The sequence below is a fragment of the Burkholderia sp. PvR073 genome, from assembly GCF_054055695.1.
Map to the genome: position 1 here is coordinate 87,628 of NZ_JBSRXO010000006.1, position 15,963 is coordinate 103,590.

Genomic DNA, 15,963 nt, shown 5'->3' on the forward strand with positions numbered 1-15,963 from the left:
GCGGCCGGCGGTTCCCGCGCAGAGGAACGCCCTGCTTGCGGCGCCTCGCGCGCCGGCACCGTCTCCACAAAAAACAGCCCGACCGGCCTGCGCCGATCGGGCTGTCGTCCATCCGGGGCCGCGCGGGCCGCAACGCAACGCTTACTGCCCCTGCTGCTTCAATTGCTGCTGCTTGAGCTGCTGCGTACGCGCCTGCAGCTTCAGCACGCGCTGCAGCGCGGTACGGTTCGCGAGGATGCCGTCGTAGAAGTTGCCGAGGTCGCCCTTCAGCGCGGTCCGTGACGCGTCGTTCAGGTAGATCATGTGGCCCGACGGGTAGTTCTTGATCGTCAGGTTCTGCGCCTTGAGCGTCGGATCGAGCGGCATCTGCGCGAGTGTCAGCTCGGTCTGGTGGAACGGCGTGACCGCATCGAAGTAGCCGTTCGCCGACAGCACCTTCAGGTCCGGGTTCACGCTCATCGTTGCCGCCAGGTCGCCGGCCGTGTACAGCGTATTGCCGCCGCCCTTGTTCGCGCCGGTCGGGTCGGTGTGGCTGAAGTCCCAGTTGTTGAAGACCTGGTCGTTCAGGTCCACGAACGACGACGTCGACGTGTACTTGAGGTCGGTGTTGATGTAGCTGTTCCAAAGCACCGTGTACGCGCCACCGACGTTCGTGATCGACGGATCGTTGCTGCCCGAGTTCGGCAGGATGTACGGCGCGATGCCCTTGCCCGTGAAATTCGCGCGACCGTCGTACTGGCCGATCTGCGTGCCCGGCACGAGCGTCAGGAAGAACGTGTACGGCGGGTTGTCGTTCGACGACGGCACGTTGCCGAGCGCGGCCGGGTTGCCGAAGGTCTGGATCAGCGACGTCGGATCCGTGCCGATATACGAACCCATCTGCTGCGCGGTCTGCAGGTTCAGGTTCAGCCGCACGTTCACGAAGCCGCCGTCCTGCGGGTTCGGCTTCTGTGCAAGCGGCGCGAGCGTGTTGTCCGCGTAGTTGCGGGCCTGCACCATGTACGCGTCGAGATCGGTCGGCGTCGGATTGAGCGTCGTCTTCTTCCAGTAGAACGCGTCGGCCGCGAGTGTCGGGAACGTGCCCGGCGCGGACAGCGCATTCGCATAGTCGAGGATCGACGACTGCAGCGTGATCCCGTTCAGGTCGATGCCGTCCTCATGCAGCACCCACGACACGACCGCGCTGCGCGCCGTGCCGTACGACTCGCCGTACAGGAACTTCGGCGAATTCCAGCGCGAGTACTTGGTCAGGTAGCGCTGGATGAAGCGGTCGATCGAGTGCGCGTCCTGGTCGGTGCCCCAGAAGTCCTTGTTCTTCGCCGGGGCGATCGCCGCCGAGTAGCCGGTGCCGACCGGGTTGATGAACACGAGGTCGGTGCGGTCGAGCAGGCTGTCCGGGTTGTCGAGCAGCTTGTACGGGGCCGGCGGCGTGAAGTTCGGAAACGACGACTGCAGGCGCTTCGGCCCGTACGAGCCGAGCAGCAGGTAGACCGACGACGAGCCGGGGCCGCCGTTGTAGAAGAACGTGACCGGGCGCGGCTTCGACGGGTCCGGGTTGTCCTGCGTGTACGCGACGTAGAACATTTTCGCGTTCGGCGCCGACGTGACCGGGTCGATCGTGGTCAGGTGGCCCGTGGTGGCCGTGTACTTGACGGTCTTGCCGCCGATCGTGACCTGACGGTGCACGACCGCGGCCCCTTCGGTCGAATCCGTGACCGCGTCGTTCGGTCCGGTGCCGTACACGTCGTTGTCGACGTACGGCTGGTCGGCCACGGCGGCCGTTGCGTCGGTGCTGGCCGACGCGCTGCCGTTCGACGTCGTCGCGGCCGCCGCGGTGGCGGCGGTCGGGCCGGACCCGTCGTCGCCGCCGCACCCCGTGACGAGCAGCGCCGCGGCCGCGGCTGCGGCGAGCGGCATGCTCAGTGTCGTTCCAAATAGCGCGAAACCGTCTTTCAAGGACTTCAGTGTCGTCATTATTGCCTCTCGAACAGAACGATAAATACCGCCGGCCGCAAAGGATCATTTGCGCCGACGCTCCGCACCGGGAGTGCATTCGTTTTGCGATGCACCTCCGAGTTTTTTACCGGATCGGCGAATACCGATCGGCACGATTTACCCCACCCGTATTCCGCAACCGCACAATGGAATCAATTCCATTGCAAACGGCAATTCAATAATGCGCGGCAATGCGAATTCAGGCCCGTCATCCGCATGCGCGTGAAATCGGCAGCAAAAGCATCCCCCGCAAAGCCCGCCCTGCAAGGCGCTTCGCTTCGAACAGACGAACGATCCCCGCCGGCGAGATACCGATTAATCGCAAAACGGCGACCAATCTCAACTCGAGCCGATTTAATAAAATCGAAAGGATCGATTAACTAGATGGAAAGGAATATCGCCTATATGGAATTTATTAAATTAAGTGAAAATACCGGCGCATAATAGATTCCGGGTTTTCCGCCGTAAAGTAACAATTTGTTACGGCACTCACCATCCCGATAAAGGACAGCGCGGGACCGATTCCAGACTCGAAAAAGAAAAAGCCGGACGACAGTCCGGCTTCATCAACGCGGTGCAGCGGATGCCGTCAGAGCGGCACGTCGATCGCGCCGGCGCCGGCCGTGATCGCGTTCGCGCCGGGCGACGTCGCGATCGGCGGCAGGTTCGCGCTCGTCAGCGCGGGGGCGGCGCCCGGCGTGCCGCCGCGCGGCACCGTGCGGATCACCTGCGACGGCGGCAGCGCGGCGCCGTTCTTCAGATGGCGCCACATCAGGTTCAGCGCCTGCAGGTTGTAGTAGTGGACCGGCACAAAGCGCGTATCGAAGCCCGCGACGGGCAGGAACGCGTCGAAGTGCTGCCCGTTCGTCACCTCGTAGAACACGAGCTGGCTGCGGCCGCCTTCGCTGATGCTGTTCTGCGCGACGTACGCGCGCGACGCATGGTTCACCGGCACGAGCGCGTCGCTGCGGCCCTGCACGATGATCGCCGGCTTGCCCTGCAGGTTCGCGTTCACGCGCACGGCGTCGACGTTCGCCGGCATGTCGAGCATCCCGTTGGTCCACAGCTGGCGCAGGCACAGCGCGCCCGCGAAGCTCGCGTCGGGGGTCGCGAGCCGGTGATCGATGCCCGCGCCCGTGTTGAACACGAGGTCGATGCCGCCCGTCGGCGGCACGCCGTTGCCGACGCCGAACACGGCCGGCATCGGCGACGCGGCGGGCGACGCGACCGTGCCGGTCGGCGCGCTGGTGGTCGCGAAGCTGAAATTGCACAGATTGTCGGTCACGCGCGAGCGCGTGTACGCGTTCGCATAGGTGACCGCGATCGCCGGAATCGCCTGCGAATCCCACATCGACGCCTGCAGCAGGTCGGAATCGGCGAGATAGCCGGCCGCATGCAGCTGCGCGAGCGCGTCGGCGGCCTGGCTCTGCGTATCGGCGCCCGACACGAGCCCCGCCGCGGCGAGCGTCGCGCAGCGCTGCGTGCGGATCGACTGCGTGGTGGCGGCCGGCAGCCCGCTCAGGTACGGCTCGCCGGCGAGCGACGCCGACGCGGCCGCGCACGGCTGCAGCAGGTTCGCGAGCGTCGCGTAGTCGGCGAGCGGCCGGCCGAACGACGGCGCCGGCTGGCCGCCCTCGCGCACGACCGCGTTCGGCGCCATCCGCACGTTGACCTGCGGCTCGCCGACCACGACCGCGGTGATCCAGCGGCGCGTGTCCTGCTCGGCCGCCGCGAGCGCCGCACCGCCGCCGTTGCTGACGGACGCGGCGATCGTCGTGATGTCGCCCGGGTGGTAGCGCACGCCGTGATGCGAGCTGTCGAGCACCGGCCCGAACTGCTCGTTGAGCGCCCAGTACGCGAATTCGACCGCCTGCAGCGTCGCGTGCCCCCAGTCCTGCTCGGGATTCTGCTGCGAATGCGCATGCTTGAACGCGTAGCGGTTCGGGAAGCGGTTGTTGAACGCGGCCAGGTCGCCGCTCGTCACGTTCGCGGTAAAGAGGCTGGCATTGCCGGCGAGCACCGCGTTGGCGAGCGTGCCGTCGATCAGCGTGATCGTGTCGGAGCCGAGCTCGTGCGCGCCGTTGCCGCCACCCTTGTCGTTGTACGCAACCGCGCAGCCGCGCTTGAGGCCCCACTCGCCGGCCGCCGAAATCGCGCCGTACACGCCGCGCGAACCCGACGACGTCGCGGTGACAATGCACGGCTGCGCGGGATCGAAGCTGGCGGGCACCTGCACGAGCAGCGTCACGTTCTTGCGGCCGCTGCCGTCGTCGGAGTACGCGAGATATTCGGTGCCGGGGATCTTGCCTTCGCCGAGCGTGGCGTTGCCGTCGACGTCGACGTTCGGCCCCCAGAAGCGGCCGTAGCCGCCGTTCGCGCTCATGTCGACGAGCGCGCGGTAATTCGACCAGATCGCGAGCCGGCGCAGCTCGGCGCTCGTCGGCCGGGACGGATTCGCGAACGCGGGCGCCGTGGAGGCGAGGCCCGTCTTGCCGAGGCCGGCCGTCAGCAGGTCGTCGCTCGTGCCGTCGTAGGCGGTCGTGCGCACGCTGCCGGACACGAAACCGGGCAACCGGTTGCGCTCGCCCGAATCGGCGTCGTTGCAGGCGCTGAGCAATGTAAGCGCGGCCAGCGCCGCGCCGAGAAGAATCCGAGTGCCCCACCCGTGCGTCGTCATTGCCGCCCCCTCTCATTATCGATATCGCTATCGGTCCGCCGCTGCGTCGTGCGCGGCTTGCGGCCTGTCGGGAAAACACCGGGCCGCCCCTGGTTTTCCGCCCCGAAGGCAGTCCCCTTGGGAGATGCTCCCCCGGAGGGCTGGCGCGCAGCGAAAGACTGGGGCAGGCTGCGGCGCAAACGGGCCCCGGCATGCCGGGGCCCGCCTGAAAGCGGGCGCGGGCGGCGCTGGCGCGCCGCCCGCCCGGCGTTATTGCTGCTGAACCGTCAGCTTGTTCGAGACCGACGTCACGCCACTCACGCCCTTCGCTGCCTCTTCCGCCTTGTCGATCTGGGCCTGGTCGGGCACCGTGCCCTCCAGCGTGATCGCGCCGCCCTTCGAGCGCACGACGATGTTCGCCACGTCGATGCCGCCTGCCTTCGTGATTGCCTTGCGCACCGCGTAGCCGAGCTTGCGGTTCGCCTTCTTCGCGGTCTTGGCCGCCGCCTTCGGCGAGCTCGCTGCCGCGGCCGGCGCTTCGGTGGCCGCCGTATCGCTGGACTGCGCGTACACGCTGCCCGTCAGACAGGCCGCCACGGCTGCAACACCCAACGCTCTCAACACGATCGACTTCATGCTATCTCCTTGTAACTCCGGAACGGCCGTGCACAGTACGGCCGGATACCCCCAATGGCAGCCGGCCCGCGCGCGAACGGGCGGGACGGCCGATGATTTCCACGGCGATGCGAGAGAGGCGACACGGGCCGGCAGCCGGCGCGCGCGTATGCGGGCCGGCCGGGCCGGGCAGCCGCCGGCCGGACGCGCCCGGTCTCTTTGCGTGCCGGGTCGCGCGCGAATCGGGCGCGGCTGCGTCGCACAATGTAATCCAGCGCCCGCCGAAGCGCAAAGCTTTTGACGCGCGGGCGGGTGCCGCCGCCCGTCACCGGCCGTCGCGGCCGGCCGGGCAAGCCTGCGCGACACGGCGGCCGATTCGCGCACGTCGGGGGAAACCGGGTACCATCGCCGCCAGAACGTGCATCGCGTGCAGCGTCCGAGCCCGCCGTCATCGATGCGTCACGCCCGTGTCATCCGCCGCCGCCATGAAGCCAGCCCGCCCTCGCCCGCCCCGCCGCATCCTCGCCCGCTTCGTCGCGGTGTCGTGGCGCGACCTCGCGCTGTCGATCGGCCCCACCGTGCTGCTCGCTGCCGCGGCGATCTGGCTCGCGGTCAAGCTGATCCAGCCGGCGCCGCCGTCCACGCTCGTGATTTCGTCCGGCCCGCCCGGCAGCACCTACTGGAACGCCGCGCAGAAATACAAGGCGATCCTCGCGAAGAACGGCGTCACGCTCGACGTCGAGTCGTCCGAAGGATCGGCGCAGAACCTCGCGCGGCTGTCGAACCCGAACGCGCCGGTCAACGTCGGCTTCGTGCAGAGCGGCATCGGCCCGAAGGAGCGCGACGAGCACCTGGTCTCGCTCGGCAGCATCGGCTACGTGCCGCTCGCGATCATGTACCGCGGCCCGGTCGTCGCCCGCCTGTCCGACTTCAAGGGCAAGCGCCTCGCGCTCGGTGCGGAGGGCAGCGGCGCCCGCGAATTGAGCCTGGCGCTGCTCAAGATGAACGGCATCGTGCCGGGCGGCTCGACCGAGCTGCTGCCGACCGCCGGCGAGGACGCCGCGACCGCGCTGCTCGACGGCAAGATCGACGCCGCGTTCCTGTCCGGCGACTCGACCCAGATCCCGGTGATGGCGAAGCTGTTCCGCGCGCCGGGCGTGCACGTGTACTCGTTCACGCAGGCCGAGGCGTACGCGCGGCGCTTTCCGTACCTGACCGCGATCACGCTGCCGATGGGCGTCTACGATCTCGGCCGCAACCTGCCGCCCGCCGACATCCACACGGTCGCGCCGACGATCGAGCTGGTCGCGCGCGACACGCTGCACCCCGCGCTGTCCGACCTGCTGATCGAGGCCGCGCGCGAGGTGCACGGCCACGCGACGATCCTGCAGCACGCGGGCGAATTCCCGTCCGCCGTCACGCGCGGCTTCCCGCTGTCCGACGACGCGGCGCGCTACTACAAGTCGGGCAAGACCTTCCTGTACCGGCGGCTGCCGTTCTGGGTCGCGAGTCTGGTCGACCGGCTGCTCGTCGTGCTGGTGCCGCTGATCGTCGTGCTGATTCCCGGGCTGCGGCTGGTGCCGTCGCTGTACGGCTGGCGCGTGCGTTCGCGCATCTACCGCTGGTACGGCGCGCTGATCGCGCTCGAGCGCCGCGCGCTCGGCGAGCACACGGCCGAGGAGCGCGTCCAGCTGCTCGACGAGCTCGACGACATCGAGGAAGCCGTGAACCGGATGAAGATGCCGCTCGCGTACGCGGGGCAGTTCTACGTGCTGCGCGAGCACATCGGCTTCGTGCGGGAGCGCCTCACCGCGCACGAGCACGACGCCGCATCGGGTACGTCGGGCACGCCCGGCGCCGGCCCCGCCGCGCCGGCGCGAACCGGGGAGGCGTCGCCGCCGGCCGGCGCGCCCCCTCGGGCGACTCCCGGTTCCGCGTGAGCGGCCGATCCGCGATCATTGCTGCATCCGCGCCACCGCGCAACATGAAGGCCGCCGCCAGGCGCGCACGCCCCACCCTCTGGAGATCGCCATGACAACCGGCCTCGATACTGCCCAACCCGCCTGGTTCTACGACTTCGTGTCGCCGTTCTCCTACCTGCTGCTCGAACAGCTCGACAAATGGCCGGACGTGCCGTTCGAACCCGTCGCCGTGTCGCTGCTCGACCTGCAGCGCCACTGGGGACAACGCCCGAGCGCCGAGGTACCGACCAAGCGCGTGTTCACGTACCGCCACGCGCTGTTTCGCGCCGAACAGCTCGGCATCCGCTTCAAGATGCCGCCCGCCCATCCGTTCGATTCCGACAAGGTGCTGCGCCTCGCGCTCGCGCTGCGCGCCGATATCGCGACCGTGCTGGAAATGTTCCGCTTCATCTGGCACGACGGCAACGATCCGTCGACGCCGGACGGCTTCGCCGCGCTGTGCGAACGCGTCGGCGTGAGCCACGGCGACGAACTGATCGAATTCGAGGAAACGAGCGCGCAGTTGCGCCGCAACACCGACGACGCGATCGCGCTCGGCGTGTTCGGCGTCCCGACTTTCTGGATGAATCAGCAGCTGTTCTGGGGCGAGGACGCGCTGCCGATGGTGCTGTACTGCGCGCGCACGCCGAACTGGCTCGAGTCGCGCGAGGTCAAGCGGATCAGCACGCTGCCGAAGGGCCGCGCGTGATGGCCGGTATCACGCACGGCGACGCGCGGCTGCGGTAAGGTTACGCTTCCCCGAATCAGCCCGCCCCGATGGAAGACGACGACCGTACCGCCTCGCTCGATATCTGGCTCGTGCGCGTATTGCGCACGCTGCTGCTCGAGCGCAGCGTCACGCAGGCCGCGCTGCGGCTGAACCAGACCCAGCCCGCGATCAGCACCGCGCTGCGCAAGCTGCGCGAGACGCTGAACGACCCGATTCTCGTGCGCGGCAAGTCGGGGATGGTGCCGACCGAATATGGCGCGTCGCTGCTCGGTGCGGCGTCGCGCGCGCTGCGCGAGGTCGACTTCATCGCGACGCCGCACGGCGACTTCGACCCGTCGTCCGCGCGGCGCACGTTTCGCGTCGCCGCGCCCGACTACCTGAACGATTTCTTCATGCCCACGCTGATCGAGCGCTTTCGCGACGCGGCGCCGCACGCGCATCTGGAAATCGACTCGCTGAATCCCGCGCTCGACCACGCGGAGGCGCTCGAATCGGGCGTGCTCGACCTCGTGATCGGCAACTGGCCGAAGCCCGACCCGCACTTCGCGCGCCAGGACCTGTTCTCCGACACGATCGTGTGCCTGATGCGCGACGCGCATCCGCTCGCACGCGAGCCGCTCACGCGCGAAGCGTACGCGTCGGCCGCGCACGTCGCGCCGACGCCGTACACCGGCGACAAGCGCAACGCGATCGAGATCGGCCTCGCGCGCGCGCGCCTCACGCGGCGGATCGTGACGACGCTGCCGTACTTCGGGATCGTGCCGCAGGTGTTGCTGCAGTCGGACCTGATCTTCACGACGACGCGCCGCTTCGCGACGCACTATGCGCAGTTGCTGCCGCTCGTCGTCGTCGCGCCGCCCGTGCCGTTCCCGCGCATCAAGAGCTACCTGCTCACGCACCCGCAGCCCGATCGGCCGACCGACATCGCGTGGCTGTGCGCGCTGATGCAGAGCGTGTCCGACGGGCTGACGGCCGCGCGCGGCCGCAAGCGCTGACCCGCGCGGGACGGCCCGCGCGCGCTCATGCGGCGCGGCCGCTCAGGCCGTGCAAAAGGTTTCCTGCAGATGGGTCCAGCGCACGCCGCCTGCCGCGTCGCGTTCGAACACGGCAGTCGCGCGACGCGCGGGCAGTTCGCCCGACGCCGCCTGCTGCGCTTCGAGATAGGTGAGCACCGCATGCGACGCGTCGGCCGCGAGCACGCGGATGTCCGACAGCGCGATGCGCAGCCCCGGCTTCGCGCCGCTCAGCTTCGCGAACAGCGCGCGCATGCCGTCATGGTCGAACACGCGACCATCGGTCATGATCATCGTGAAATCGTCGGAGAAAGGCGCGAGCAGCGCATCGAGCGCCGCGGGCGCGGTATCGGCGCCGGACAGCCAGCGCTCGATGGCGACGAGGCTCGCATCGAGCGCGTCGAGATAGACCTGATGATCGGACATGGAACCTGCACGAAAGGCGCGCGGCCCGATGCCGCGCGATCCGTGCAGTGTAGGCAAAAACGCGCGGACGCGTCGGGCGTGCCGGCCCTCGTCGTTACCGCGCGCAGCTCGCGTCGTCGCGCACGCGGCCGGCCGCGGCTGCCTTCACATCGGCCACCGGCGTGCCCGAGCGCGCTTGCAGCAGTTCCGCGCAGACGGCCACCGCGATCGCGCCGGGCGCCTTGTCGACGATGCCCGCGACGCCGATCGGACACACCATCTCCGTGAGCCGCGCCGGATCGACGCCGCGCGCGGCGAGCCGGCGCTCGAACTTCACGCGCTTGGTGCGCGAGCCGATCATCCCGAAGTACGCGAAGTCGCGCCGCCGCATGATCTGCGCGGCGAGCGAGAAGTCGAGCGCGTGGTTGTGCGTCATCACGAGAAAGTACGCGCCGGGCGGCGCCGCGTCGACGACGGCCTCCGGCGTGTCGGTCGGCTCCGGCTGCACGTTCGGCGGACATTCGTCCGGGAACAGCTCGTCGCGCGTGTCGACCCATTGCACGACGCACGGCAACGCACCGAGCAGCGTGACGAGCGCGTGACCGACGTGCCCCGCGCCGAACAGCACGATGTGCATCGGCGGCGGCGCGGCGCTCGCGCGGTTGCGCCGGCCGGTGCCTTGCGCGAAGGTCTGCGCGGGTGAGCCGCCGCACGCGCCGTCGCACCCGGCGACGGGGGCATGCGACGCGGTATGCGGCGAGCGTGGGGGTACGTTCATGTCAGCCTCCGCCGGGCCGCCCCAAGGAGGCTGACCGCCCCCTCGGGAAGCAGCGAACGAAGTGGGCATGGGCGTCGTTCCATCTCAACCTGCCCGCGCGGCGCTTGCCGCACGCACCGCGTTCACCGCACGCAGGATCGACTCGCCGGTGGCCGGCGCGTCGAGCGGCGGATTCACCTGGTAGTCGCCGACCGCGGCAATCGCGTCGCGCACCGCGAAGAACACCGAGAACGGCAGCAGCAGCGGCGGCTCGCCGACGGCCTTCGAACGATGGATGCTGTCCTCCACGTTGCGGTTCTGGAACAGCCGCACGTTGAACTCGGGCGGCGTGTCGTTGACCGTCGGAATCTTGTACGTGGACGGCGCGTGCGTCATCAGCTTGCCGCCCGCGTTCCACCACAGCTCCTCGGTCGTGAGCCAGCCCATCCCCTGGATGAACGCGCCTTCGACCTGGCCGATGTCGAGCGCCGGGTTCAGCGACGCGCCGACGTCGTGCAGCGCATCGACGCGCAGCGTGCGCATCTCGCCCGTCAGCGTATCGATCACGACTTCCGACACGGCCGCGCCGTACGAGTAGTAGTAGAACGGCCGGCCCTGCAGCTTCGACTGATCCCAGTGCAGCTTCGGCGTCGCATAGAAGCCGTCGGACCACAGCTGCACGCGCGCCAGATAGGCCTTCGCGATCACCTCGCCGAACGGCACGCTCGCGCCGCCGACCCACACGAAGTCGTTGCCGAACTTCACGTCGGCCGCATCGACCTTGCCGTCGCCGAACTGCTTCGCCGCGAACACCGCGAGCCGCTCGCGCAGCTGGCGCGCCGCATCCTGCGCGGCCTTGCCGTTCAGGTCGGAGCCCGTCGACGCGGCCGTCGCGGACGTGTTCGCGACCTTGCTCGTGTCGGTCGCCGTCACGCGGATCCGGCCGAAGCGGATGCCGAGCTCGTGCGCGACGACCTGCGCGACCTTCGTGTTGAGCCCCTGCCCCATCTCCGTGCCGCCGTGGTTCACGAGCACCGAGCCGTCGGTATAGATGTGCACCAGCGCGCCGGCCTGGTTGAAGTGCGTGACGTTGAACGCGATGCCGAACTTCACCGGCGTGAGCGCGATGCCCTTCTTCAGCACCGTGTTGCGGGCGTTGAATTCGCGCACGCCCGCGCGCCGCGCGCGGTAGTCGCTCGTCGTCTCGAGTTCGCCGAGCAGCTCCTGCAGCACGTTGTCCTCGACCGTCTGCCCGTAAGGCGTCACGTTGCGTTCGGTCTTGCCGTACAGGTTCGCGTAGCGCACGTCGAGCGGATCGCGGCCGAGCCCGCGCGCGATGTCATCGAGGATGTACTCGATCGCGAACGCGCCCTGCGGGCCGCCGAAGCCGCGGAACGCGGTGTTCGACTGCGTGTTGGTCTTGCCGCAATAGCCGGCGATGTCGACGTCGCCGAGCCAGTACGCGTTGTCGAAGTGGCACACCGCGCGCGTCATCACCGGGCCCGACAGGTCGGCCGAGAAGCCGCAGCGCGACGTCATCTCGAGCGCGACGCCGTCGAGGCGGCCGTCGTCGTCGTAGCCGACGTCGAAGCGGTAATGGAAGTCGTGCCGCTTGCCGGTGATCATCATGTCGTCGTCGCGGTCCGGACGCAGCTTCACCGGGCACAGCAGCTTCCATGCGGCGAGCGCCGCGCAGCATGCGAACAGGCCCGACTGCGATTCCTTGCCGCCGAAGCCGCCGCCCATCCGGCGACATTCGACCAGGACGTTGTGCGACGCGACGCCGAGCACGTGCGCGACGAGGTGCTGCATTTCGCTCGGGTGCTGCGTCGAGCAGTACACGTGCATCCCGTCGTCGTCCTTCGGCACCGCGTAGGCAATCTGCCCTTCCAGATAGAACTGCTCCTGGCCGCCGAGCAGCATCTCGCCCGACTCGCGATGCGGCGCGGCGGCCAGGCGCGCGGCCGCGTCGCCGCGCGCGAGCTTCAGCGGCGGGATCACGTAGGTTTCGGCCTGGCGCGCTTCCTGCGCGGTCAGGATCGCGGGCAGTTCCTCGTAGTCGACCTGCGCGCGGCGCGCGGCGAGCCGCGCGATGTCATGCGACGTCGCGACGACGATGAACATCGGCTGGCCGACGAACTGCACGATGCCTTTCGCGAGCACCGGGTCGTCGTGGATGATCGGGCCGCAGTCGTTGACGCCCGGGATGTCGTCGGCCGTGAACACGGCGACCACGCCCGGCGTCGCGCGCACCGCGTCGAAGTTCATCGACACGATCTTCGCGTGCGGCTTGGCCGACAACCCGAGCGCCGCGTGCAGCGTGCCCGCGACGATCGGAATGTCGTCGGTGTAGGTCGCGCGCCCGCTCACGTGCAGGTGGGCGGATTCGTGCGGGCGCGACACGTGCACCTGGGCGGCGTCGGCTTGCTGGTCGAGGGTGTTCAGGAACGGTTCTGCTTGCTGGTTCATGTTCGGTGTTCTCCGTCTTCAGACGCGCGCGTCGGCGTCGGCGTCGGCGCCGGCTTCGGCGGCCACTTCGCGCACATTCACGGCTTGCGGCGGCAGCGGGTCGTACGGGCGCGTCTCCAGCCAGAATCGATACATCAAGTTCTTCGCGGTATCGAGGCGATACGTACTCGTCGCGCGCATGTCGGAGAGCGGCTGGTAGTCGCGCTCGAGCGCCTGCATCGCGGCCTGCGCGGTGGCTTCGTGCCACTGCGCGCCGTCGAGCACGGCTTCCGTATGCGTCGCGCGCTTCGGCGTCGCGGCCATCCCGCCGAACGCGATGCGCGGCTCGCGGATCGTGTCGCCGTCCGCGATGAACGCGAACGCCGCGCAGACGGCCGAGATGTCGGAGTCGAACCGCTTCGACACCTTGTAGGTGCGGAACTGCAGCTTCGCGCGTGCGCCGGTGCGGGTCGGCACCTTCAGGCCGACGACGAATTCGTGCGGCGCCATGTCCTTTTGCTGATAGCCGGTGTAGAGCGCCTCGAGCGGCAGCTCGCGCACCGTGTCGCCGCCGCGCAGCACGACGCGCGCACCGAGCGCGATCAGGCCCGGCATCGAGTCGCCGATCGGCGAGCCGTTCGCGACGTTGCCGCCCATCGTCCCGGCGTTGCGGATCGGCAGCGACGCGAAGCGCTTCCACATCTCGGTCAGCTCCGGATACGTGCCGGCGAGTGCCGCATACGCGTTCTCGAGCGTCACGCCCGCGCCGATCTCGATCCAGTCGTCGCCGTGCGCGATGGTCTGCAGTTCGGCGATCTGGCCGACGTAGATCAGGTCGTCGAGCCGGCGCATCTGTTTGGTGACCCACAGGCCGATGTCGGTGCTGCCGGCAAGAATGCGCGCGTCGGGCCGCTCGATCTTCAGCGCGGCCAGCGCGTCGAGCGTGCGCGGCGCCGCGAAGCGCGCGCCGTCGCTCGTCGTGTAATCGAACGTGTCGTCACGCTTGAGCGACGCGAGCGTGCGGGCGAGCGCGGCCGTGTCGACCGGCGCCACCGGCTGCGACGCACGTTCACCGGTCGCGCCTTCGCCGGCCGCATCGAACATCTGGACGGCCGCGTCGACGATCGGGCGATAGCCGGTGCAGCGGCACAGGTTGCCCGTCAACGCATCGGCGATCTCGGTGCGCGTCGGCACGTCCTTCGCCTTCGCGCACGCGCTGCCGCAACCTTCGTGGCCGTGCTTCTCGTACAGCGCCCACATCGACATCACGAAGCCGGGCGTGCAGAACCCGCATTGCGACCCGTGGCAATCGACCATCGCCTGCTGCACCGGGTGCAGCGAACCGTCCGGCTGGCGCAGATCTTCAACCGTCAGCAGCGCGCGGCCGTCGAGCGTCGGCAGGAACTGGATGCAGGCGTTCACCGCCTTGAACGCGACCGTGCCCCCGTCGGTCAGCTCGCCGACGACGACCGTGCACGCGCCGCAGTCGCCTTCCGCGCAGCCTTCCTTGGTGCCGGTGCAGTGCGCATCCTCGCGCAGGTACTGCAGCACGGTGCGGGTGACGTCCGCGTCGCTGACTTCGCGGACCGCGTGACGATGGTAGAAGCGGATCGGCTCACTCATGTCTCTGTCGTTCTTCAAGTGGGGGCAAGGCGGCCTGCGCGGAGCGCTCGACCGACGTTTCTCTGACAGTTTGCACGCTATCACCATCAATTTTCCCAACCCATAGCCCATCACGCATGCGGCCCATATAACTGCCGCGATATGAGCGCGGCAGCCGCCCGGCGGCCGCGCTCGCGCGTTGCCCCGCTTGCGTTTCGGGTCGGCCCGCGCCGATTCGTCGGCGCTCCGTCAGCGAGGAAACGGCGCGCGCTGAACTAAGCGGTACCTGCGGGAAAACCGGTTCCATGGGAAAATCCCGATTCCGTTTTACGCCAACTTCCGCTCCGCTTCGCTCATTCGTTCCGACCCCATGTCAACCGATTCCGCCACACCGCCGCGCAGCGGGTTCGCGGTCACGCTGCAAATCGTGTCCGTCGTCAGCTTCACGTTCATCTGCTACCTGACCATCGGCCTGCCGCTCGCCGTGCTGCCGGGCTTCGTCCACGACGATCTCGGCTTTTCCGCGATCGTCGCGGGCGGTGCGATCAGCGTCCAGTATTTCGCGACGCTCGCCTCGCGCCCGCTCGCGGGGCGCTTCGCCGATACGCTCGGGCCGAAGCAGACGGTGCTGCGCGGGCTGATCGGCTGCGGCGTGTCGGGCGTGCTGCTGCTCGTCGCGCTGCTGCTGGCCCACTGGCCGGTCGCGAGCCTCGTGCTGCTGGTCGCGAGCCGGCTCGTGCTGGGTGTCGGCGAAAGCCTGTGCGGCACGGGAGCGATCCTGTGGGGCATCGGCCGGGTCGGGGTCGCGCACAACGCGAAGGTGATCTCGTGGAATGGCATCGCGACCTACGGCGCGCTCGCGCTCGGCGCACCGGTCGGCGTGGCGATCGCGCATACGCTGAACCCGGCGCTGATCGGCGTGATCGTGATCGCGCTCGCCGCGATCGGCTTCTACCTCGCACGCCTGATCGATGCCGTGCCGCTCGTGCATGGCGAGCGGATGTCGTATGCGAGCGTGTTCACCCGCGTGCTGCCGCACGGCCTGGGCCTCGCGCTCGGCTCGGCCGGTTTCGGCTCGATCGCGACCTTCGTCACGCTGTACTACGCGGCGCGCCACTGGCCGAACGCCGCGCTGTCGCTGACCGTGTTCGGCACGCTGTTCATCGGCGCGCGCCTGCTGTTCGCGAACACGATCAAGACCTACGGCGGCTTCCGCGTCGCGATCGTGTCGTTCGCGTTCGAATGCTCGGGCCTCCTGCTGCTGTGGCTCGCGCCCGTGCCGCACGTCGCACTCGCCGGCGCCGCGCTGACCGGCTTCGGCTTCGCACTGATCTTCCCGGCGCTCGGCGTCGAGGCCGTCGCGCTCGTGCCGCCCGCGAGCCGCGGCGCGGCGCTGTCCGCGTACTCGGTGTTCCTCGACCTGTCGCTCGGCATTACCGGCCCGCTCGCCGGCTATATCGCGGGCGCGTTCGGCTATCCGCAGGTGTTCCTGTTCGCGGCCGTGGCCGCCGCCGCGGGTGTCGCGCTGTCGATGGTGCTGTACCAGCGGCAGGCGCGGGTCGCGGGGAGCGGCGCGGCGGCGTGAGCCGTGTCGCGGCACCGGCCATGCCGGCCAGCGCAGCAACACATTGAAGTTCCGCAATACGCGGATGGCTTGGGGATGACGCCGGAACGCATCGGCGCCCCTGAGCGAGCGGTTCGGTTCGGCGCGATCGGGGCCAGGCAGGGTCGCCGCGCTGGGAGCACTGCGCCTTGGGCCATTTCGACATCGAGAATCGCAG

General features: G+C 69.0%; 11 protein-coding genes. 4 read left to right on the forward strand and 7 right to left on the reverse strand.

What is annotated here, in order from left to right; translation table 11 throughout:
- Positions 1 to 141: 141 nt before the first annotated feature.
- The 3 genes from ACVK00_RS19360 to ACVK00_RS19370 all read right to left on the reverse strand — a co-directional run bounded on the left by ACVK00_RS19360 (position 142) and on the right by ACVK00_RS19370 (position 5,287).
- Positions 142 to 1,974 (reverse strand): S10 family peptidase, encoded by a 1,833-nt coding sequence (locus ACVK00_RS19360; RefSeq protein ID WP_284900856.1) that lies wholly within the window; start codon positions 1,972 to 1,974, stop codon positions 142 to 144.
- Between the two features lie 610 nt (positions 1,975 to 2,584).
- Positions 2,585 to 4,672: a D-(-)-3-hydroxybutyrate oligomer hydrolase gene (locus ACVK00_RS19365; protein WP_284900855.1), complete on the reverse strand. Its 2,088-nt coding sequence runs from the start codon at positions 4,670 to 4,672 to the stop codon at positions 2,585 to 2,587.
- 249 nt (positions 4,673 to 4,921) lie between these two features.
- The gene (locus tag ACVK00_RS19370; RefSeq protein WP_175656162.1) at positions 4,922 to 5,287 is read right to left on the reverse strand and encodes a BON domain-containing protein; all 366 of its coding nucleotides are present in this window, start codon (positions 5,285 to 5,287) and stop codon (positions 4,922 to 4,924) included.
- A 464-nt stretch (positions 5,288 to 5,751) separates the two neighbouring features.
- On the opposite strand from ACVK00_RS19370, the gene ACVK00_RS19375 reads away from it, so the two are divergent.
- From ACVK00_RS19375 to ACVK00_RS19385, 3 genes are all read left to right on the forward strand, one after another.
- The gene (locus ACVK00_RS19375; RefSeq protein WP_284900854.1) at positions 5,752 to 7,206 is read left to right on the forward strand and encodes a TAXI family TRAP transporter solute-binding subunit; all 1,455 of its coding nucleotides are present in this window, start codon (positions 5,752 to 5,754) and stop codon (positions 7,204 to 7,206) included.
- Between the two features lie 91 nt (positions 7,207 to 7,297).
- Positions 7,298 to 7,936: a 2-hydroxychromene-2-carboxylate isomerase gene (locus tag ACVK00_RS19380; protein ID WP_228906968.1), complete on the forward strand. Its 639-nt coding sequence runs from the start codon at positions 7,298 to 7,300 to the stop codon at positions 7,934 to 7,936.
- Between the two features lie 68 nt (positions 7,937 to 8,004).
- Complete coding sequence (locus tag ACVK00_RS19385; RefSeq protein ID WP_166725710.1) at positions 8,005 to 8,952, forward strand: LysR family transcriptional regulator; 948 nt, start codon at positions 8,005 to 8,007, stop codon at positions 8,950 to 8,952.
- A gap of 42 nt (positions 8,953 to 8,994) precedes the next feature.
- Here ACVK00_RS19385 and ACVK00_RS19390 read toward each other — a convergent pair whose 3' ends face one another.
- From ACVK00_RS19390 to xdhA, 4 genes are all read right to left on the reverse strand, one after another.
- Complete coding sequence (locus ACVK00_RS19390) at positions 8,995 to 9,396, reverse strand: nuclear transport factor 2 family protein (RefSeq protein WP_284900852.1); 402 nt, start codon at positions 9,394 to 9,396, stop codon at positions 8,995 to 8,997.
- Positions 9,397 to 9,490: 94 nt separating this feature from the next.
- The gene (gene xdhC / locus ACVK00_RS19395) at positions 9,491 to 10,153 is read right to left on the reverse strand and encodes a xanthine dehydrogenase accessory protein XdhC (protein ID WP_229050531.1); all 663 of its coding nucleotides are present in this window, start codon (positions 10,151 to 10,153) and stop codon (positions 9,491 to 9,493) included.
- An 84-nt stretch (positions 10,154 to 10,237) separates the two neighbouring features.
- Positions 10,238 to 12,601: a xanthine dehydrogenase molybdopterin binding subunit gene (xdhB, locus tag ACVK00_RS19400; RefSeq protein ID WP_284900851.1), complete on the reverse strand. Its 2,364-nt coding sequence runs from the start codon at positions 12,599 to 12,601 to the stop codon at positions 10,238 to 10,240.
- Between the two features lie 18 nt (positions 12,602 to 12,619).
- Complete coding sequence (gene xdhA / locus ACVK00_RS19405) at positions 12,620 to 14,203, reverse strand: xanthine dehydrogenase small subunit (RefSeq protein WP_284900850.1); 1,584 nt, start codon at positions 14,201 to 14,203, stop codon at positions 12,620 to 12,622.
- A 349-nt stretch (positions 14,204 to 14,552) separates the two neighbouring features.
- On the opposite strand from xdhA, the gene ACVK00_RS19410 reads away from it, so the two are divergent.
- Positions 14,553 to 15,767: an MFS transporter gene (locus ACVK00_RS19410; RefSeq protein WP_011656096.1), complete on the forward strand. Its 1,215-nt coding sequence runs from the start codon at positions 14,553 to 14,555 to the stop codon at positions 15,765 to 15,767.
- The last annotated feature ends 196 nt before the right edge of the window (positions 15,768 to 15,963 follow it).